The 15,961-nt window shown below is 69.1% G+C and carries 28 protein-coding genes and 1 tRNA gene; 4 read left to right on the forward strand and 25 right to left on the reverse strand.

Going from position 1 to position 15,961, the window contains the following annotated elements; genetic code table 11:
- Positions 1-39: 39 nt before the first annotated feature.
- Both XM48_RS10615 and XM48_RS10620 read right to left on the reverse strand, forming a co-directional pair.
- Complete coding sequence (locus XM48_RS10615; RefSeq protein WP_046455789.1) at positions 40-306, reverse strand: hypothetical protein; 267 nt, start codon at positions 304-306, stop codon at positions 40-42.
- Positions 303-953, reverse strand: a complete 651-nt coding sequence (locus XM48_RS10620) for a hypothetical protein (RefSeq protein ID WP_156175030.1) — start codon at positions 951-953, stop codon at positions 303-305. The genes XM48_RS10615 and XM48_RS10620 overlap by 4 nt, the downstream gene beginning before the upstream one ends.
- Positions 954-997: 44 nt before the next feature.
- Here XM48_RS10620 and XM48_RS17945 point away from each other — a divergent pair, with 44 nt between their 5' ends.
- Complete coding sequence (locus XM48_RS17945) at positions 998-1,168, forward strand: hypothetical protein (protein WP_156175031.1); 171 nt, start codon at positions 998-1,000, stop codon at positions 1,166-1,168.
- A gap of 7 nt (positions 1,169-1,175) precedes the next feature.
- Here XM48_RS17945 and XM48_RS10625 read toward each other — a convergent pair whose 3' ends face one another.
- The 22 genes from XM48_RS10625 to XM48_RS10730 form a co-directional block, all read right to left on the reverse strand.
- The gene (locus XM48_RS10625; protein WP_046455791.1) at positions 1,176-1,427 is read right to left on the reverse strand and encodes a hypothetical protein; all 252 of its coding nucleotides are present in this window, start codon (positions 1,425-1,427) and stop codon (positions 1,176-1,178) included.
- On the reverse strand, positions 1,424-2,545 hold the full coding sequence (locus XM48_RS10630) for a hypothetical protein (protein WP_046455792.1): 1,122 nt from the start codon (positions 2,543-2,545) through the stop codon (positions 1,424-1,426). The genes XM48_RS10625 and XM48_RS10630 overlap by 4 nt, the downstream gene beginning before the upstream one ends.
- Positions 2,529-2,759, reverse strand: a complete 231-nt coding sequence (locus XM48_RS10635) for a hypothetical protein (RefSeq protein WP_046455793.1) — start codon at positions 2,757-2,759, stop codon at positions 2,529-2,531. The genes XM48_RS10630 and XM48_RS10635 overlap by 17 nt, the downstream gene beginning before the upstream one ends.
- Positions 2,752-3,081: a hypothetical protein gene (locus XM48_RS10640; protein WP_046455794.1), complete on the reverse strand. Its 330-nt coding sequence runs from the start codon at positions 3,079-3,081 to the stop codon at positions 2,752-2,754. The genes XM48_RS10635 and XM48_RS10640 overlap by 8 nt, the downstream gene beginning before the upstream one ends.
- Entirely contained in the window at positions 3,071-3,382 is a 312-nt protein-coding gene (locus XM48_RS10645; protein ID WP_046455795.1) for a hypothetical protein, read from the reverse strand. The genes XM48_RS10640 and XM48_RS10645 overlap by 11 nt, the downstream gene beginning before the upstream one ends.
- Positions 3,383-3,397: 15 nt before the next feature.
- Positions 3,398-3,634 carry a hypothetical protein gene (locus XM48_RS10650; protein WP_046455796.1) on the reverse strand — a complete coding sequence of 79 codons (237 nt, stop codon included), beginning with the start codon at positions 3,632-3,634 and terminating at the stop codon, positions 3,398-3,400.
- Complete coding sequence (locus tag XM48_RS10655; protein ID WP_052961453.1) at positions 3,631-4,863, reverse strand: DNA methyltransferase; 1,233 nt, start codon at positions 4,861-4,863, stop codon at positions 3,631-3,633. The genes XM48_RS10650 and XM48_RS10655 overlap by 4 nt, the downstream gene beginning before the upstream one ends.
- Positions 4,864-5,155: 292 nt before the next feature.
- Positions 5,156-5,401, reverse strand: a complete 246-nt coding sequence (locus XM48_RS10660; RefSeq protein WP_046455797.1) for a hypothetical protein — start codon at positions 5,399-5,401, stop codon at positions 5,156-5,158.
- Positions 5,402-5,413: 12 nt separating this feature from the next.
- Positions 5,414-5,923, reverse strand: a complete 510-nt coding sequence (ssb, locus tag XM48_RS10665; protein ID WP_046455798.1) for a single-stranded DNA-binding protein — start codon at positions 5,921-5,923, stop codon at positions 5,414-5,416.
- Between the two features lie 3 nt (positions 5,924-5,926).
- Entirely contained in the window at positions 5,927-7,243 is a 1,317-nt protein-coding gene (locus XM48_RS10670) for a replicative DNA helicase (RefSeq protein WP_046455799.1), read from the reverse strand.
- Entirely contained in the window at positions 7,240-7,539 is a 300-nt protein-coding gene (locus XM48_RS10675) for a hypothetical protein (protein ID WP_046455800.1), read from the reverse strand. The genes XM48_RS10670 and XM48_RS10675 overlap by 4 nt, the downstream gene beginning before the upstream one ends.
- Positions 7,540-7,567: 28 nt before the next feature.
- The gene (locus tag XM48_RS17010; RefSeq protein WP_052961447.1) at positions 7,568-8,317 is read right to left on the reverse strand and encodes a helix-turn-helix domain-containing protein; all 750 of its coding nucleotides are present in this window, start codon (positions 8,315-8,317) and stop codon (positions 7,568-7,570) included.
- Positions 8,314-8,667 carry an HNH endonuclease gene (locus XM48_RS18315; RefSeq protein ID WP_052961448.1) on the reverse strand — a complete coding sequence of 118 codons (354 nt, stop codon included), beginning with the start codon at positions 8,665-8,667 and terminating at the stop codon, positions 8,314-8,316. Before XM48_RS18315 ends, XM48_RS17010 begins: the two co-directional genes overlap by 4 nt.
- A complete protein-coding gene (locus XM48_RS10690; protein WP_046455801.1) occupies positions 8,664-8,843 on the reverse strand; it encodes a hypothetical protein in 180 nt (59 codons plus the stop codon). The genes XM48_RS18315 and XM48_RS10690 overlap by 4 nt, the downstream gene beginning before the upstream one ends.
- The gene (locus tag XM48_RS10695; protein ID WP_046455802.1) at positions 8,843-9,295 is read right to left on the reverse strand and encodes a hypothetical protein; all 453 of its coding nucleotides are present in this window, start codon (positions 9,293-9,295) and stop codon (positions 8,843-8,845) included. The genes XM48_RS10690 and XM48_RS10695 overlap by 1 nt, the downstream gene beginning before the upstream one ends.
- A complete protein-coding gene (gene bet, locus XM48_RS17020) occupies positions 9,288-10,208 on the reverse strand; it encodes a phage recombination protein Bet (RefSeq protein ID WP_052961449.1) in 921 nt (306 codons plus the stop codon). Before bet ends, XM48_RS10695 begins: the two co-directional genes overlap by 8 nt.
- Positions 10,205-11,227, reverse strand: a complete 1,023-nt coding sequence (locus XM48_RS17025) for a YqaJ viral recombinase family protein (protein WP_052961450.1) — start codon at positions 11,225-11,227, stop codon at positions 10,205-10,207. Before XM48_RS17025 ends, bet begins: the two co-directional genes overlap by 4 nt.
- Positions 11,224-11,538 carry a hypothetical protein gene (locus XM48_RS10710; RefSeq protein WP_046455803.1) on the reverse strand — a complete coding sequence of 105 codons (315 nt, stop codon included), beginning with the start codon at positions 11,536-11,538 and terminating at the stop codon, positions 11,224-11,226. The genes XM48_RS17025 and XM48_RS10710 overlap by 4 nt, the downstream gene beginning before the upstream one ends.
- Positions 11,535-12,140 carry a hypothetical protein gene (locus XM48_RS10715; RefSeq protein WP_046455804.1) on the reverse strand — a complete coding sequence of 202 codons (606 nt, stop codon included), beginning with the start codon at positions 12,138-12,140 and terminating at the stop codon, positions 11,535-11,537. The genes XM48_RS10710 and XM48_RS10715 overlap by 4 nt, the downstream gene beginning before the upstream one ends.
- 4 nt (positions 12,141-12,144) lie before the next feature.
- Entirely contained in the window at positions 12,145-12,381 is a 237-nt protein-coding gene (locus XM48_RS10720; protein WP_046455805.1) for a hypothetical protein, read from the reverse strand.
- A 400-nt stretch (positions 12,382-12,781) separates the two neighbouring features.
- Positions 12,782-13,111 carry an AlpA family transcriptional regulator gene (locus tag XM48_RS18320; RefSeq protein ID WP_197074195.1) on the reverse strand — a complete coding sequence of 110 codons (330 nt, stop codon included), beginning with the start codon at positions 13,109-13,111 and terminating at the stop codon, positions 12,782-12,784.
- Positions 13,108-13,365 (reverse strand): helix-turn-helix domain-containing protein, encoded by a 258-nt coding sequence (locus XM48_RS10730; protein ID WP_046455807.1) that lies wholly within the window; start codon positions 13,363-13,365, stop codon positions 13,108-13,110. Before XM48_RS10730 ends, XM48_RS18320 begins: the two co-directional genes overlap by 4 nt.
- Before the next feature lie 104 nt (positions 13,366-13,469).
- Between XM48_RS10730 and XM48_RS10735 the strand changes: the two genes are divergently transcribed.
- The 3 genes from XM48_RS10735 to XM48_RS10745 all read left to right on the forward strand — a co-directional run bounded on the left by XM48_RS10735 (position 13,470) and on the right by XM48_RS10745 (position 15,728).
- Positions 13,470-13,871, forward strand: a complete 402-nt coding sequence (locus tag XM48_RS10735) for a hypothetical protein (protein WP_046455808.1) — start codon at positions 13,470-13,472, stop codon at positions 13,869-13,871.
- A gap of 8 nt (positions 13,872-13,879) precedes the next feature.
- Positions 13,880-14,365 (forward strand): hypothetical protein, encoded by a 486-nt coding sequence (locus XM48_RS10740; RefSeq protein WP_156175033.1) that lies wholly within the window; start codon positions 13,880-13,882, stop codon positions 14,363-14,365.
- 70 nt (positions 14,366-14,435) lie between these two features.
- On the forward strand, positions 14,436-15,728 hold the full coding sequence (locus XM48_RS10745; protein ID WP_046455810.1) for a tyrosine-type recombinase/integrase: 1,293 nt from the start codon (positions 14,436-14,438) through the stop codon (positions 15,726-15,728).
- A gap of 110 nt (positions 15,729-15,838) precedes the next feature.
- Here XM48_RS10745 and XM48_RS10750 read toward each other — a convergent pair.
- Positions 15,839-15,912, reverse strand: a tRNA-Arg gene (locus XM48_RS10750).
- Positions 15,913-15,961 lie beyond the last annotated feature (49 nt).

Consider the following 15,961-nt stretch of genomic DNA (forward strand, 5'->3'; position numbering starts at 1 on the left):
AGAAAGGGCCGGTGCCGCGATCTCTCGCGTCCGGCCCACTTACTCAACCATGACATTAGGGGGGTTCAGGGTGGGGGCGTCAAGCTCGAGTTGCGGCGGCGTGTCGCCTGTGACCCTGCGGTTTGCGTCGTTCCTCGCGATCGTGGTTCGGAGCCACTTCAGGAGGGTGGCGTGGTCGACGACGCGCATCCCTTCGTGCCAGCCCATCGGCATGCCGTGCCTGCGCCAGCGCTTGATGGTGATGACGGAGCGCTTCACCCGGGCGGCTGCCTGGCGGTAGGTGTAGCGTTCCCGGTTCTCGATCATGGGCCTCGTTTCTCGCGGATCTCGATCTGGTCGACGGGCGCGCCGTCGCGATTCCAGGTGGTCTCGCACTGGTCGCAGCGGTAGCCGGCCAGGCCTTCGGCGTCGTAGACGGGCTCGATGGTGGCCTCGCCGCATCCGGGGACGGGGCAAGGGCGGGGCCGGTATGCGCGGAAGGTCGGCTCCGCGCGGGGGTACCGGGCCCGCATCTTCCGGATGACGTCGACGAGCTGCTCGGGCGCATCGTTGAGGTCGCCGTCGTGCGCGATCTGGTGGGCGGACGCGATGAGGTAGTGCACGATTTCGGTCGAGAGCGCGAACGCCTCGTCGGGGCGACAGGACGGGAGGCCCTGCACTTCGTCCCGTCCGCGCCATTGTCGTGCGCGTACGGGGCGTGGGGCGGGGTTTCCGGTGCGTTCCTGCACCTCCTGAGCGAAGAGCACGAGGGTGGCGTAGAGGAGGTCGGCGTCGTCCGCGGCGGAGGCGTTGAACGGGAGCCGGGCCTTCTCCCCGGATCCGTCGACGACGACCGCGGACGTGTCCTGCGCGCGCACGGTGTGCTCGGCGAGCTCACGCATGTGGAGGACCTGGAACGGGACTTGCGCGAGGTGCCACTCGAGCCACTCCGTGCGGGACTGCTCAGCCTGCATCGGAACCTCCATATCGCGGTCTTTCGGGCCGATATCCTGGCGCCATGAACAATCCCCTCATGCCGGACACGACCCTCGCCTGGGTCCTCACGATCGCCGTCTGGCTTTTCTTCACGATCATCTGGCTCTGGATCCTGTGGGCCATCATCCGGGGCGCGGTCCTTTCCGCGCTGCGGAAGCACTCGGACGAGATCCGGGAACGCACCCGCGTCTGACCGAAGCTCATCGAGTTTCTCCCTGCCACTCTCGCTGACGCTCGGCTGCGTTCGCGGAGTCGTCGGGCTCGTAGAGCACCAGGGCGGGCAGCATGGCCTCGTTGAAGGCGGTCATGTACGTGGAGTCCACGCGATGCCAGCGCCGGCCTGGCGACCATGTGTTGAGCTGCGCCGCGTAGCCGTCGGCGAGGAGCACGACCGTGCCATACGGGAGCGAAGCCTCCTGTTCGGGCGAGGTGATCAGCTTGCGCTCGCTCATCGCCCGGTCCCGAACCATTCGTTCTGCCGCTCGAGAATGTTGCTGGTGAGCTCTCTGGCCTCGCGCTCGTAGGAATACTCGGCGTCGTACTCAGGAACCCAGCGTGCAGCGCTCGACCTGATCACCCTGGCCAGCGCTGGCGCGTTCACCACGGGCGGGACGGCGAGAGCGGGATACCGCTCGAACACGAGTCCCGCGACGTCGAACAGCTCCCCAGGGCCCGAGATCGCGTACGTCACGCTGATCCCGCACTGTGCGAGCGCACCCTCGATCACCTTGGCAAGAGTCCCACGCTGCTCCCTGGTCGGCTTCTCGCGGTCGGGGCTCGGCGTTTCCGAGTGCGGCGCACCTCCGCGCCGGAACTCCGGCCGGCCGTGCCACTCGCACTCGGGGTCGACCTGCTCGGCGAGGAGGCACGGGCAGGTGCCGGTCCACTGCCGGGTCTCGGGCGAGTAGGTCGGCTCGCTCGGCGTGACCGGGGCGAGAATTGGTGCGATCCGTTCGACCTCGGCGCGACGCTCGCGGTAGTGCTCATCGCTCACCCCTCGATCGCTGGTGTCTGTGTCGCCCTCGATCAGAGCCCAGGTCGCCGCTTCGATGCGTTCCTCGGGGCTCGGCGTGACCGGGGCGGGTGCGGGCTTGTAGTAGTCGCAGCCCGGCACGTTGCGGTGCGGGCCGAGGTCTCGGCATCCGCCGCACCGGCCGCTGTCTTGCGCCGGCGCTCCCGCCGCCCCGTGCTTCTGCTCCGCGGTCCGCTCGAGGATCTCGGCGTTCGTGAGTTCGCGGGCGGGTTCGTTGGCGGCGGACTGTGCCGCTTCGAGTTCCGCGCGAAGGGTCCGCAGCTCGGCCCACTGCCCTTCCTCGCGGGTTGCGACAGCCTCGCTCGGAGTGACCGGGGCGACACGAGCAGCCGCGAGAGCAGTGCGCACGAGCTCAGCGTCGCCCGTGGCGGCATCCCGCACAGCCTTGATGTGGTCCGAGCCCTTTGGGACGAGCACGGTCGCACCTGCCGACAGGATGGCCTGGTTCGCAAGGCGGTCGAGGGCGTTGAACACCAGCTCGTGCTGGTAGTCGGTGAGGTCGCCCGGTAGGGCCGGGGTCTCAGGCGTGGTCGTCATGGTCAGTGGTCCTTTCGACCGGCGCGACGATGATCGCGCGCGTCTTGAGCGTGTTGGTCAGGTAGTCGGCCTCGGCATCGCTGATGAACTCGGCGAGGGCGATGAATTGGGGACCGGGCACGAGGAGTCCGAGCCACGGCTTCGTATGCCCGGGCAGGCGGCGGGCTTGCAGGGAGATACCGTTGCCGAGGTCGAACGTGAATCCGTCAGCCACGGGGCACCTCCTCGACGGGCTCCCACGGGCCAGCCGGACGCCGGCGCACGATCTCCATGTCCTGTCGCTTCGCCATCCACCCGACGGCACTGAGCAGGAGCTCTCGGGTCGGATGGGTGTAGCTCCACGGCTCGTCCTCACCGCTCTCGCGCATCGCGTACTCCCAGTCGTCGTCTCCCGGCAGCGCGGCCTCGAGAGCGGCGAGCACAGCTTCGAGGTCCTCGGTCACCACGTTGACCCGGACATCGTGGATGCCCGAATTCGCGACTCTCAGCCGCAAGTTGTCGATGTGCTTGCGCACGTGCTTCTCGTCACCGGCCATCAGGGGCCACCTCCTCTGCGCGGTACGGGTTCTCTGCAAGCACACGCATGACCTCCATGAACGCGCCCTCCTCGGAGGTCTCGTTCGGGCCGAGCGGCTGTAGATCGAATCCGCCCTGCCCGGTCTCCGGGTTTGCCCAGTGCGGGATCCCGCGGATAGCGGCGCGCGCGTCGTCCCACGCCTTCTCGGCGGCGGCGCGACGCTCCTGAGCGAGGAACTCCTCGACCTCGGCTTCGTTCTGGATCCGCTCACCGAGGAGCGAAACCACTTCGTCTCTGGTGAGCCCTGGTCCTTCGGGCATGGTGTTCTCCTTCGTTCAGGCGTCGACGGTCGCGCCGACGTACAGGGGTTGGGGCGGCGTCTGGATCTCCCAGCCGCCGCGGTACGGGGCCGTCGTGACGGCCGGGGTCGCGCGGCCGGGCGCCGGGACGATCTCGACCCGGTCGACGGTGCGCGAGGCCAGCAGCGCGCCCGCGACGTACGCGAGCACGAGGCAGGCGAGCACGAGCACGACGAGCAGCAGCCGAACAGCGAGCGTGCGGCGAGCGGTCACAGCAGCGCTCCGAACAAGGTCTGCTGGTGCGGCTTCCCGAGCCGCTTCTCGATCAAGGGAATGTGGGTGCCGTCCTCGTCGAGCTCGATCCCGATCGCGTTGAACCCCTCGACGACCGCGGCCTCGAGCGTGGTCCCGGATCCCGCGAACGGTTCGAGCACGGTCCCGCCGGGCGGGGTCACGAGCGTCACGAGGTACCGCATCAGGGTCAGAGGCTTCACGGTCGCGTGCTGGTGGCCGTCGACCACGGGGCGCTCGTCCCGTCCGGCCTTCGAGACGTAGAAGAACCGCGACCCACCGCCCGAGTCGCCGTAGGTGTCGCCCGAGGTCGCGAGATCCTGCTGACGTCCATAGACAGGGCTGCCGGGCGACTGCCGCCGCGTACCCGCCCTCATCTGGCCCGAATGCAGGGTGCCCGTCTGCCGGTCGAGCTCGGCCGCCTGCGACTCGTCGAAGATCACATTCGCCGGGAAGCGGCCCGCCTCGCTGCCATTCTGTCCAGCCGTCGGGGTCCAGCCGTCGTCATTCAGGATCCCGAAGTCCTGGCTAGTACGGAGGCGGATCGTGCTTTCTGAACCGATGCGGCCGGCGTCGATGTTCAGGGCGCCGGTGCCATAGGCGAGCACGTTCGCCGCCACCGTCCCCTCGAGCGGCTTCCGGGCGACCACGACCGGCTCGAAGGCAGGCTTGAGCGCTGTGCCCCAGCCTTCCCACTGCTGCGCGGTCTCGGAGAGCTCGAGTACGTGCTCGTTCAGGCCCGTGTCGCGTCGCCCAGCACCGTCGCGGTTCCCCTGCACGCCCGAGGGGCGGTAGGCGTCGCCCATCGTCGCCCGGCGGATCGCACCGGAGTTGGAGCCGTGCCCACTTTCGAGTCCAGCGATCGCCTTCGCGACGTTCATCGACTTCGGGAACCCCTGCCCGTACAGCCACGCGATGTTGTCTCGGATCTCGAGCCCGGCGTCCTCGATCGCGACCGCGACTCGATGCCAGGTGCGGGTGCCGCCGAACACGAGCGCGTGCCCGCCCGGTTTCAACACCCGGAACGCCTGCGCCCACACCTCGGGGTCGTACGCGATCCCGGACGAGTCCCAGCCCTTGCCCATGAAGCCGAGCTCGTAGGGCGGGTCCGTGACGATCGCGTCGACCGAGTTGTCGGGCAGGCCGGCCATGACTTCGCGGCAGTCGCCGCGGTACAGGGTCACGGGGCCGTGCTCGAATGCGGGAGTCATGATGCCCATGCGAGTCGCTCCGATCTTGGGACGACGGAGAGGCAGTCGCGGCAGAGCTGCAGGATGCGTTCGCCTTCTGGCATGTCGATGCCGCAGCGGTCGCACGGCTGCTTCGGCCGGTGCTTGGTCTCCCCGAGAGACGGGGAAGGCGGCGCCTGGATTGGCGCCGCCTTCGGGGTGATGGGTGGGAGGGTGCCCTCCCTGCGTGCTTTCGAGTAGTGCGACCAGCACATGCCTCGGGCGCGCGCGATCTCGGTGCACCTGCCCTGGATGCAGCGCACCTGGCGGCGGCTCAAAAGACCACCTCGCCGAGGTCGGTGCGGATGGTCGCGGCCTCCATGCGGTCGCGGCGGTCGTCGATCATCTGCTCGAGGCTGGCCTCGGCGGTCGCGGCGGCGTTGATGAGTTCGTTCGCGAGGTCCCGGGCCTGCTGCGGGGAGTATGACCAGACCTTGCGGGTCTGGGCGAGCTCCACGCGGTAGTCGTCGTCGATGGTCACGGCCGCGACTTCGACGGTGAGGAGTTCCTGGATTGCCATGGTGTTCGCCTCCTAGAAGGGCTGCTCGTCGTCGAACCCGCCGGTCGGCTGGGTCCAGTCGCTCTGCCCCTGGGGCTGGCCGAAGCCGCCGCCCTGGGTCTGCCCATAAGCGGGCTGGGTGCCGTTGCCGGTGCGGGCGTAGCCGCCGCCGGCGGGCCCGGCTCCGGCGCGGGTGATCGACGCGGTCGACCAGCGCAGCGTCGGCCCGACCTCCTCCACCTCGAGGTCGAGGGAGGTGCGCTGCTGCCCGTCCTTCTCGTACGTGTGCTGCGTGAGGCGGCCCTGCACGATCACGCGCGTCCCCTTCGTGAGGGACGCGGCGATGTTGTCCGCGTACTCGCCGAACGCTCGGCAGCCAAGGAACAGCGGCTCGCCGTCCGACCAGTCACCCGACTGGCGATCGCGAACTCTGGGTGTCGACGCGATGCGGAACGAGACCCACGACTTGCCCGCCTGCGAGACCCGGGCTTCGGGATCCGCGACGAGGTTTCCAACAACGGTGATGAGCGGCTCTCCGGCCATGATCTATACCTCTCCCGGCTCGATGAGAGCCGTGGACTCGATGTCTTTCTGAACGATGCGGGCGTACTCGCCCTGGAATCGCAGGGTCCGGCTGGCCTTGTCGCCCTGCCGGTTCTTCGCGACGATGAACTCGATGTCGCTCGTCTCGACGGTCTTGCCCTGGATCTTCTTGCTGACGCGGTGCATGAGCACCACCGCGTCGGAGGCGTGCTCGAGGCCCGCCGAGCCGCGCAGGTCCGAGATGAGCGGGCGCGGGTTCGGGCGGCCGACGCTGTCTCGGTTGAGCTGCTCGAGGATGAGCACCGAGCAGCCGAGCTCTTTCGCGAGCTGCTTCCCGGCGTTCGCCCAGTCCTCGAGGTCCTGCTGCCGCGACCGCGACCCGGGCGGGGACTTCACCAGGCCGAGGTAGTCGATGACGATCAGCCCGAGGTCGCCCTTGCGGTGCAGGGCGCGGGCGAACCCGACGGCGTCCTCCCAGCGGGCGCCGGGCCGGTCGTACACCTCGAGCGGGAGGCTCTTGATCGCGGCCTCCGCCTCGTCGAACGACGCCCACCCGTCCTCCGAGAGCTGGTGGTACTGCAACGCCGACTGGTGGATGCCCTTCATCATCGACGCGAGCCGCTTCAGCAGATCCTTCTCGGTCATCTCGAGCGACACGTACCCGACGCGCTTTCCGACCTCGGCGAGGTGGAGGGCGAGCTGCAAGCCGAAGATCGACTTGCCGCCGCCCGACCGCGCGGCGACCGTGTAGAGCGCGCCGGGCCGGACGCCGCCGATCATCGCGTTGAGCGACGGCCACGGCGTCGGCGTGAACGGCGTCTGCGAGCGCATCTCCTCGCGGACCTCGTCGAACACGGACCCGATGGGGCGGGACTGCCGAAGCGTCCCGCCCCGCAGCTCGTCGAGCAGCGCAGAGGCCTTCTCGACGATGTCGCCCTCGCTGTCACCCGCGGCGGCGAGCGCCTGGATCCCGATCGCGGCCTCCGCGAGCCGGCGCCGTTCGCCGTGGCGCCGCACGATCTCCGCATACTGCGGGACCTGGTAGCCGTACGCGCCGAGCCCGTTGAGCTCGTGTGCGTACGTCGCGTCGACCTCGTGCGTGCGGCCGGCGGCGACGAGCCGGTCGTTCACCGAGATCGGCGTCACCGCGTGCCCTCGGTCCGCGACCTCGCACATCGTCGCCCAGAGGGACGCGTTGCGGGGGACCGCGAAGTCGGACTCGCGCACGACCTGCCGCGCCTCCCAGATCCGGGACGGCTCGGCGAAGATCGCACCGATCAGGAACCCCTCGGTCGCGGAGTCGTACTGGATCTCGTTCACTGCTCTCCTCCCTCGATGTGATCGACGACGTCGGCCGGCATGACCGGGTAGCGCGAGCGCCGGTAGTGCTCAGTGATCGCGGCCCTCGCGTCCTCGATCACGACGCCCTCGAGCGCCGCGAACCATGCATCGGCCTCGAACCGGCCACGCTCCCGCCCGTCGAACCCCGCCGCCCAGGTGAGGAGCGCGAGAGCATGGCTCGGCTCCGTTATCCGGGGACGGCGATCTGACGCGTTGGGAACGGCCTGGGTGATCGCCTGCCCGGCGCGGGCCTGATCGCCGTCCGTGGCCCCCATGGCGGCACGCTGCGCATGCGTCAGCGGATCACTGGGAGAGCTCACGACGCCCCCAATCGGTCGCCTGCGCTCCGGCGGTGAGCTCGCGCGCCATGCGCTCGGCCGCCGTGCCCTGCTGTCCACCGGAGCGCGCCGGGAGCGGACCGTTCTCCCACGCCTCAGCGTTGAGCCACGACGCGGGATACTTCGTGAACGCCTGCTCGCGGTTCGGGTCCTCCCGGTATGCCCTCGCCGCCGCGACGAGCACCTCAACCGAGACCTTCTTCGTCGCACGGGCGAAGGCCCGTCGCGCGGTGCCCTTGTCCTTCTTCAGCGGGTAGGCAGCCCACCAGTCATCGAAGCCGAGAGATTCTGCCTCGGCTCCGCTCTGCTCGTGGGGGACTACAGGGGGTACTTGGTGGTTCTGGTGGTTCTGGTGGTTACCTGGACACGGGTGTCCGGTGACCTCATCGTTTTTGTCCGGTGAGGTGGCCGATTTTGTCCGGTAACCCTCTACCGGAAAATCTGTCCGGTGACCCACCGCGAGCACGTACCGATCGGACGTGCGCTCGCCGCCGACGTACCGCCTGGACCGCTTCACGATTCCGGCGCCCTCGAAGGTCTCGAGCACGCGGCGAACCGTCCGATCCGAGCAGCACGACCGCTCGGCGATTGCATCCTGAGAGGGGAAGCACGAGGCCTCCTCATCGGCGTAGTCCGCGAGGGCGAGCAGCACCAGCCGCTCGACCGGGCGGAGTCGGTCGACTGACCATGCCCAGTTCATCGCCTTGATGCTCATGGGCTCTCCTTCCTGCCTTGTGTCTTCTGCCCGGCATCGTCGAGCCACCACGAGCGGCCCGCGAGATCGACGAACGGGACGTCGGCCTCACCGCGGCGCTCGTGCCGTGAGATCGCCCATCCCGCGGGCGCGTGCCCGCGGTGCGCGATTCCGTGACAGCCGGTGTGATTCCCTGACCCGCACAGGGCGAGCAGGTTTGCGAGGTTGTGTCGCCCGCCCCGCGAGAGGAACCGACGATGGTGGATGTCCTGCGCGCGCCGCCCGCATCCGGCCTCGCACATCCCGCCCGAGCGCTCCTCGAGCGCCTCGACCGTGGCGGGCGGCATCCGGCCGGTACGCCGGTTGCTCACCCGTACACCGACGACGGCGTCACGCGGCGCTCGTCGACGCCGCGCCAGGTCTGCCGTGGGTACGCCGTGAGCGACTCGAGCACGAGCGTCCCGGCCTCGCGATCCCGAGCGGTCACCCGCCATGCGCGGGGCTCGTCATCGACGCGCACGATGTCGTCGACAGCGATCTTCGTCATCAGGTCCTCCTCGACGTGGTCGCGATCTGGTAGGTCGCGAGCACCAACTTCGCCTGCGTCTGCAAGCTGCTCTTCCGGCTGTCGACCAGGTCAGCGAGACCCTTCGCGTACCGGTAGGCGATCTGCGCGTCGGCCTCAGCGGCGCGCTCGTCTGCGGTCGAGAGATCCACCGCGGCGGCGCGGGCCTCCGCGTTCTTCCCCTCTGCCGTGGCCTGCGCGGTGGCGCGGGCCCGGAGCAGGGAGGCCGACGCGGCGCTGCGCACCATGTCGGCCTCCTTCACGATCCACAGCGCGTTCGCCGCGACCGAGTCCACGCGCTCGAGCTGCTCGACGATCTGGTCCGGCGTGCGGATCTCGCCTGGGGTGGGCGGCTGGATGCTGATCTCCTTCCGCATCTGAGCCACCCACCCCTCGACCTCCGCCGCGGTATGCGGCCGATCGGTCTCAGTCACCGGCCGTCTCCTCGGCCGCGGGGCGCGTGAGGCGGGCCTTCCGGCGACGGATCGTGTCGGCGAGCGTGGTTCCGACGCCGTCCATCGGAGCGCCGAGCACGCCCTCCTGCTCGGCGATGTTCCACACCTCGCGCAACGCATCGACCGTGTCTGCCGAGACGACCTTCAGCGCCCACGCCTCCACATCGACCGACGGCTCATCAACGACCTCCGCCTCGACAGCCTCTTCGACGGCGGCCGGTCGCGGAGCCGGACTCGACGCGCTCGCCGCCGGGCCACGCCCGTTGTCGGCCTGCGCCATTTCCTCGCTCGAGTAGAGGCCCGAGAGATCCTGCGGGAACGCCTTGCGCAGAGCGAGCATTTCCGCGCACTTCGCGAGCATCAGCGGGCCCATCTTGACCCACATCTCGGAGACGATGACACGGCCGGTCTTCTGCCGGTTCACCCACTCGTCTCGGGTCTGCACGTAGGCGTCCCAGAGCGCCACCGCGTAGAGCGGCTCCCGGAACCCGCGGCGGTACACGCCGACCCGGGCGGCCTTCGGCGGGTCCGAGGAGAGCCAGACCTGAGTCCAGGTCGTGCCGTCCGCGGTGAACTCGGGCGTTGTCTGGCCCTCGTACTCGCCCGAGCGCTCGGCGACGAGTCTGGCCCCGTCGATGCTGATCTGGATCTGCCAACGGAGCTGCCCCTTCGACTTCCTCGCGATCGAGTAAATCTGGCGGGCGATCGGATCCAGGCCGGTGCGCCGGCAATGCTGCAAGAACGCCGCGACGACGGGCCGCTCGGCGAGGGTCCGGTTGTTGGTCTGGGCGTCGACGTGCACGAGGCCGGACGCCTCGACGAGGGCGCTCTCCTCGGGAGTCCAGGTGTTCGGGTCGCTGCTCTGGGGCAGTGCGACCATGGCCGTGCTCATTCGGTCTTCTCCTTTGGCTTCACCGCGGTGACCGTTGCCCGGCCCCGCGTCGCGCTGCTCTTCGTCAGCACGGTCTTCTTGTGGTCGTCGGCGAGCGCGTCCCAGGCGGCTTGCAGCTTCACGACGCGGGCCTTCGCCCGCTCGAGCTGCGCGGTCTCCTTCGGATGCGCGGCAGCCGCGGCGTCAAGGTCGACGACCTCCTCCTTGAACTCGGTGGCCGGCTTCCCGGGCGTGATCGTCACGCGGGCGAGCGCCGACTCCTGCGAGATACCGAGGTCGAGCAGCGCGTCGTAGGACTCCTTCTTGAGGGCCGCCCACGCCTTCTCCTCCTCGATTGCGCGGAGGTAGTTCACCGCGTGGGTGTCGACTTCCTCGTTGATCGGGGCGGGCTCGTCGTCCATCGCTGCGAGGATCTCGTCGGCGACGGCGATCATCTCGGCGATGCGCTCGTCGTTCCGGGGGAACCACTCGCGTTCGAGCGGGCCTGCGGAGAAGCTGCTGGGCCGGCCGAACCGCATCTCCCAGTCGAGCCAGCAGCCGGTGGCGCCGAGCACGTAGCAGCACCAGTCCATCTGCCACTCGTAGCCCTTCAGCGCGAGCGTCTCGGAGCCCTTCGTGAGCGGCTTCCCCGTGGTCTTGATCTCGTGCAGCGTGAGGTCGCCGTCGAAGTCAATCGCGAGGCCGTCAGGGGAGGCGAGGTGCCGCGAGTTCTGCGCGGCGTGGAAGACGCGCGACTCGGGCCGCATGCCCACCCCAGCGAGCTTCGCCGCGATGATCGGCTCCCGGAACCGGCCCCATTCGGTGTAGGCGTTCCCGGTGAACGGGTCGCCCTCCTGCTTCTTCTTCACGAGGTCGCGGATCGCCTGCTCCCGGGACCCGGCGAGCATCACGTCGCGGATCTCGGTCGCGGTCACGCCCTGGCGGCGCTCGGCGAGCCACGCCTCGCGGTCCTGGTCGGATGCGCCTGCGCGTGCTTCGAGGTCGACGAGCACCTGGTGCTCGGTGTCGGTGAGGGTCACTCGTCGTCACCGCCCTCGACGTCGAGCTCGGGCTCGGGGATCGGGAGCGGCTGGTTGCCGGTGCGCTTTGCGTACCGCTCCGACAGGATCCGGCGCACCGCGACCTCATCGTCACCGGTCACCGGCTCGATGTGCTTGAAGCGTGCCGTCGCCTGCCACTGATCCGACGGATCCGTCTTCGTGATCGCGTGCCGCGAGACCACAGCGACAACGACCACGTCGTCCGGGTTGCCCTTCGTGAACCGATCCTCGAGGGCCTGGAGGCCGTCGAGTTCCTCGTCGGGGCGCTTGTTCGTGAGCTTCAGGGTCATTGGTTCATTCCTTCCGGGATTGCGGGCCACCGGACGGCGGCCACGGCCTCGTCCCGCTGTGGGGTCGAGGGGTCGATGGGGGCGCCCAGGAACCGGGCGCCCATGCGGGCGAGAGAGAGCGCGTCCGCGAGGTCATGGCTTCGGAGCTCGAGGTAGGGGAACTCGGCGCGCGACGCGGCGAGCACCTCCTTCTTCTGAGGCCCCTTGCGGGTGTCAGCGACCGGGCGATGTCCGGCGGCGTACTTCGCACGCGTCCGGGGGTAGGCCTGCGCCACGGTGTAGCCCGCCTTCGTGAGGTGGTCGGCGACGAGCCACCAGAGCCCGGCGCGTTCGTGCGCCTTGCCGTGCTGAGACCCGAGCGAGGGCGCTTCGAGCACGACGAGCGCCGGCCGCGGCGGGAGGTGATGCACGATCCGGTCCCGCATGACCTGCAACCGGGCGACCGCCGCGAGCAACGTGCGGGATGTGGGGCCCGACTTCACGAGCTCGAGGTGCACGTGGCCGGTCTCGAGCCCGACCACCGCGACGCCCGTCGAGGTGAGCGAGAGGTCGAGCCCGACCACGTAGGGCAGCCTCGGGGCCCCGGCGCGCTCGTGCGTCATCGCGTCACCGCGGCACAGACGGCTCGGACCATGTCGAGTAGCCAGCCACCGCGACGCAGATACCGGCGGCGAGCAGCGGAGCGGCGAGCACGCCGTGCACCCACCCCGGGAGCGACTCCCAAACACCCCGCAGCATGAGCGCCACCGCCAAGACGGCTGAGACCCAAGCGGCCAGGCACAGCAGCCACCAGATGAGATTGAGCAGCGCCAGCCGGCGCCGCGTGAGCTTGATCGGGAACATGCATCCTCGAGTCCTTCCGTGAGAGCGGTCTGTCTCGTGCCCGCACGCCGATCTGTGAGCGCACGCACGGGCTGCACTTCACCCCGTGCCGGTTCCGCCCCACCACGAGCAGCCACGCGTCATCACCCCGACGCCTTCGGTTCCCCGCAATCGCGGAGCCAACAGGTCCGGTCCCTTCGCCGCTTCACGGCAGACCAGACGCCCCCACCACGGGGCGATACGGCCAGGGACCTGCTATTCGGCGCTCAACCCCTCCTGACCGGGCCTTGGTGGCATCGGATTCCGGGGTGAGCTATGTGAGTGGATCCGCCGCTTTCGACGGCAACGGACCCGATTTCGGGTGCACGAAAGGCACCTCTGGTCAGATCGACCAGGGAGAGAAGGTGGGGGAGCGGTGGCGCTACGCCTTCGCGCTCGCGGTGGCGTCGGCGGCTACCAGCCACTCGATGACGCGGTGCCGGCGGTATCGGACGAGGCGGCCGCCGAGCTTCATCGGCTTCGGGCCCTTCTCGTGGTAGCGCCAGTCGGTGAGGGTGCTGATCTCGACGCCGAAGAACTCGGCGAGGTCCTCGGGGGAGGCGAGCACGGGCAGCGCCGCCCACTCGTCCTCCCATCCGGCCGGGCACTGCGGCTCGACGGCCGGATCCGGGGTGTCGATGGTCTCGACCTCGGCGGCGGGCGCCGGATGCGCGGCCGGGGCCTCGACGAGCGCGAGCAACCTGGCGGTCACGACGCCACCGCCTGCATCGGCTGCGGGATCGCGTCGGGCACTGCGAGGAACTGCTCGATGGTCAGGCCGAAGGCCGCGGCGATCGCTTCGATCTCGTGGAACTTGAACATCACGCGGTTGTTCATGCGGTGGCCGATCCAAAACTGGTCCTTGCCGAGCTTCTCGGCGAGGTCCTTCCGGGTCATGCCGCGGGCGATTCGGAGGAGTTCGATCGAGAGGATCACGCCGTCCTGGGAGCTGTCGTTGGTTTGCATAAGTGAAGCGTTGCATATGCGTATTGCACCGGTCAAGCTGAATTCGCAGTTGACTTGCAAGTAGCGCATATGCAAAGCTGATGCACATGTCTAGATACACCGAGTTGAGCGACTTCACGACCGCCTTCGCGAAGGAGTACAAGGGCTTCATGGTGGCCGCCGGCCTCGATGGGCAGACCGTCGCGAAGAAGCTCGGCCGATCGACCGCATACGTCTCAGAGCGAGTCAACGGGAAGCGCGCGCTCGATACCGAAGACGTCGACGCGCTCGCGATGCTCGTCGGCGGCGGATGGACTGGGCGAACCCTGATGATCGAGCTCGCGCGCCGCGCACGTGCCCACGAGCTTGAGGAGCTGCCCGAGAATGTCGGCGGCTCGGTGCATGATCAGCTTCCCCACTTCGGGAAGATCGACGTCGCAGCCCTCCGGCAATCCGGCGTCGCCCTCGCGGCAGACGAACGCGGCGGGTTCGAGGAAGAGCAGGAAGCGAAACAGGAACTGCCCTAGGAGGCAACATGCAAAGAGTGATCAACGAGGCGCGCAGGCACGGCCTCGCCCTCGGGTTCGCGGACCTCGAACCCCCGACCCGCGCCGTCTTCATGGCCGACGAATGGATGATCGCGATCAGCGACAAGCTCGACGAGGACCAGGCCGCCGACTCCGGCGCGCACGAACTCGGGCACTTCGTGAACGGCGACCGATGCAGCACGCCCGAGGCCGAGGAGCGCGCATGGATCTACGCCTCGCGGATCCGCGTCGACTTCCACGAATACCGCGACGCCGAGCTCGAAGATCCCCACCCGCTCGCGATCGCACAGAAGCTCGGCACCACGCGCCACATCGTCGAGCTCTTCCAGAAGCACCACCTCGAGCGTCTCATGCTCTCAGCGCCACGGAACATCTTCGGCGAGTACATCGACGACGGCGACGAAGACGCACTCGAAACGCGCCACAGCCTCGCGATCCCGGTACGCCGGTCGCTCTGCAGGCTCGCCAGCTAGACCACGCCGCACCACCCTCGACACCGAGGGCAGGCTGCCGCATACCCGAAAACCGGAAAGGACCCCGATCATGGCGAGAGCCTGGATCACCGACCTCTGGGTGAAAGACGCCCACGCGCTCATGCCCGACGGCAGCAAGGTGCGGATCGCGCCCACCGCCGCCGAGCTCAAGAGCCTCCGCAGCCTCCCCGACCACTTCCGCACCGCCCGCTTCATGCAGGGCCAGCGGTGGCGCGTCGGATGGTACGAACACGGCGGGCGCGAGCGAGGCCGCCTCTTCGCCACGAAACCCGAAGCCGAGCGCTACCGCGCCGAACTCGAGGACAACCTCCGCGCCGGCCGCTACGCGCCGCCCGAGCTCGCCGAGCAGCGCTTCGGGCAGCTCGCCGAGACCTGGCTCGGATCCAAGCGACGTCCGAAGCCCCGCACCCTCAACCGGTACGAGAACGAGCTCGCCGTGCACATCCTGCCGCAGTGGGCCGACGTGCCGATCAACGCGATCACTCGGCAGCGCGTCGACGAGTGGGTGACCGCGCTCATCGCCGGCACCGCGCCCCGCGAGTACACCGGCCGCGGTCGCGCCCGGGTGAAGGGTCCGCTCGCGCCGCGCACCGTGCGCCACGTCGTCGCCCGTACCTTCGGCGGCGCGCTGCGCTACGCCCACGACGAGGGATGGATCCCGCGCGACCCGCTGCGCCGTGTCGAGCTGCCCCGCCCGACCCCGTCCGAGCGGCTCGCGATCCTCACCCACGGCGAAGTCGAAGCGCTCGCCGACGCCGCGAAGGAGATCACCGGCCACCAGCGCGACCGCGCCGCGATCTACCTCCTCGCCTACGGCGGCCCCCGCGTCAACGAAGGCTTCGCGTTCCAGGTCCGCGACATTCGCATCGACGACCACCGCGCCGACGTTCTGCGCACCTGGACGAAGGACCGCGACGGCCGCCGCATCATCGGCCCGCCGAAGACATGGGAGCGGCGCGCCCTCCCGCTGCACGACTTCGTGCTCGCCGAACTCGAACCCCTCATGGCGCACCAGCACCCGACGTCCTGGCTCTTCCGATCGAACCGCGGCGACCGCGCCCTCGACCACAAGAACTGGTACAACCGCGTCTGGCGGCCCGCGCTCGCCGCGACCGGCCTCGACGACCCCGAACTCGGCCTCACGATCCACCAGCTCCGCCACACCGCCGCGAGCACCGCGATCGCGGCCGGCGCCGACGTGAAGGTCGTGCAGACGATGCTCGGCCACCGCAACGCCTCGGAGACGCTCGACACCTACTCGCACCTCTGGCCCGACCGCCTCGACGAGGTGATCATGAAGGTGTCGTTCCACCGCGAGGAGTGGCTCCGCCTCGCCGCCTGATCCGCGCCATGCTGTCTGCGTGCTGTCCGGCACGATTCGCCGTCGCGCCCGGAAACGAAAAAATCCCCCCGGGATCCGCATCATCTTGCGGACCCCGAGGGGATAACCTGCGCGCCCCGAGGGATTCGAACCCCCGACCTTCTGATCCGTAGTCAGATGCTCTATCCAGCTGAGCTAGGGGCGCACTGTTGATCTCTCAACCCGGAAAACATTACCCGAAGTCCGGGGGAATG

This window comes from Leucobacter sp. Ag1 (assembly GCF_000980875.1).
GTDB classification, from domain to species: Bacteria; Actinomycetota; Actinomycetes; order Actinomycetales; family Microbacteriaceae; genus Leucobacter; species Leucobacter iarius.

Bases quoted from the DNA above. Each gene is read 5' to 3' on its own strand.
- XM48_RS10615 (WP_046455789.1), bottom strand. From the start codon at position 306: ATGATCGAGAACCGGGAACGCTACACCTACCGCCAGGCAGCCGCCCGG.
- XM48_RS10620 (WP_156175030.1), bottom strand. From the start codon at position 953: ATGCAGGCTGAGCAGTCCCGCACGGAGTGGCTCGAGTGGCACCTCGCG.
- XM48_RS17945 (WP_156175031.1), top strand. From the start codon at position 998: ATGAACAATCCCCTCATGCCGGACACGACCCTCGCCTGGGTCCTCACG.
- XM48_RS10625 (WP_046455791.1), bottom strand. From the start codon at position 1,427: ATGAGCGAGCGCAAGCTGATCACCTCGCCCGAACAGGAGGCTTCGCTC.
- XM48_RS10630 (WP_046455792.1), bottom strand. From the start codon at position 2,545: ATGACGACCACGCCTGAGACCCCGGCCCTACCGGGCGACCTCACCGAC.
- XM48_RS10640 (WP_046455794.1), bottom strand. From the start codon at position 3,081: ATGGCCGGTGACGAGAAGCACGTGCGCAAGCACATCGACAACTTGCGG.
- XM48_RS10645 (WP_046455795.1), bottom strand. From the start codon at position 3,382: ATGCCCGAAGGACCAGGGCTCACCAGAGACGAAGTGGTTTCGCTCCTC.
- XM48_RS10655 (WP_052961453.1), bottom strand. From the start codon at position 4,863: ATGACTCCCGCATTCGAGCACGGCCCCGTGACCCTGTACCGCGGCGAC.
- XM48_RS10660 (WP_046455797.1), bottom strand. From the start codon at position 5,401: ATGGCAATCCAGGAACTCCTCACCGTCGAAGTCGCGGCCGTGACCATC.
- ssb (WP_046455798.1), bottom strand. From the start codon at position 5,923: ATGGCCGGAGAGCCGCTCATCACCGTTGTTGGAAACCTCGTCGCGGAT.
- XM48_RS10675 (WP_046455800.1), bottom strand. From the start codon at position 7,539: ATGGGGGCCACGGACGGCGATCAGGCCCGCGCCGGGCAGGCGATCACC.
- XM48_RS17010 (WP_052961447.1), bottom strand. From the start codon at position 8,317: ATGAGCATCAAGGCGATGAACTGGGCATGGTCAGTCGACCGACTCCGC.
- XM48_RS10690 (WP_046455801.1), bottom strand. From the start codon at position 8,843: ATGACGAAGATCGCTGTCGACGACATCGTGCGCGTCGATGACGAGCCC.
- bet (WP_052961449.1), bottom strand. From the start codon at position 10,208: ATGAGCACGGCCATGGTCGCACTGCCCCAGAGCAGCGACCCGAACACC.
- XM48_RS10710 (WP_046455803.1), bottom strand. From the start codon at position 11,538: ATGACCCTGAAGCTCACGAACAAGCGCCCCGACGAGGAACTCGACGGC.
- XM48_RS10715 (WP_046455804.1), bottom strand. From the start codon at position 12,140: ATGACGCACGAGCGCGCCGGGGCCCCGAGGCTGCCCTACGTGGTCGGG.
- XM48_RS10720 (WP_046455805.1), bottom strand. From the start codon at position 12,381: ATGTTCCCGATCAAGCTCACGCGGCGCCGGCTGGCGCTGCTCAATCTC.
- XM48_RS10730 (WP_046455807.1), bottom strand. From the start codon at position 13,365: ATGCAAACCAACGACAGCTCCCAGGACGGCGTGATCCTCTCGATCGAA.
- XM48_RS10740 (WP_156175033.1), top strand. From the start codon at position 13,880: ATGCAAAGAGTGATCAACGAGGCGCGCAGGCACGGCCTCGCCCTCGGG.
- XM48_RS10745 (WP_046455810.1), top strand. From the start codon at position 14,436: ATGGCGAGAGCCTGGATCACCGACCTCTGGGTGAAAGACGCCCACGCG.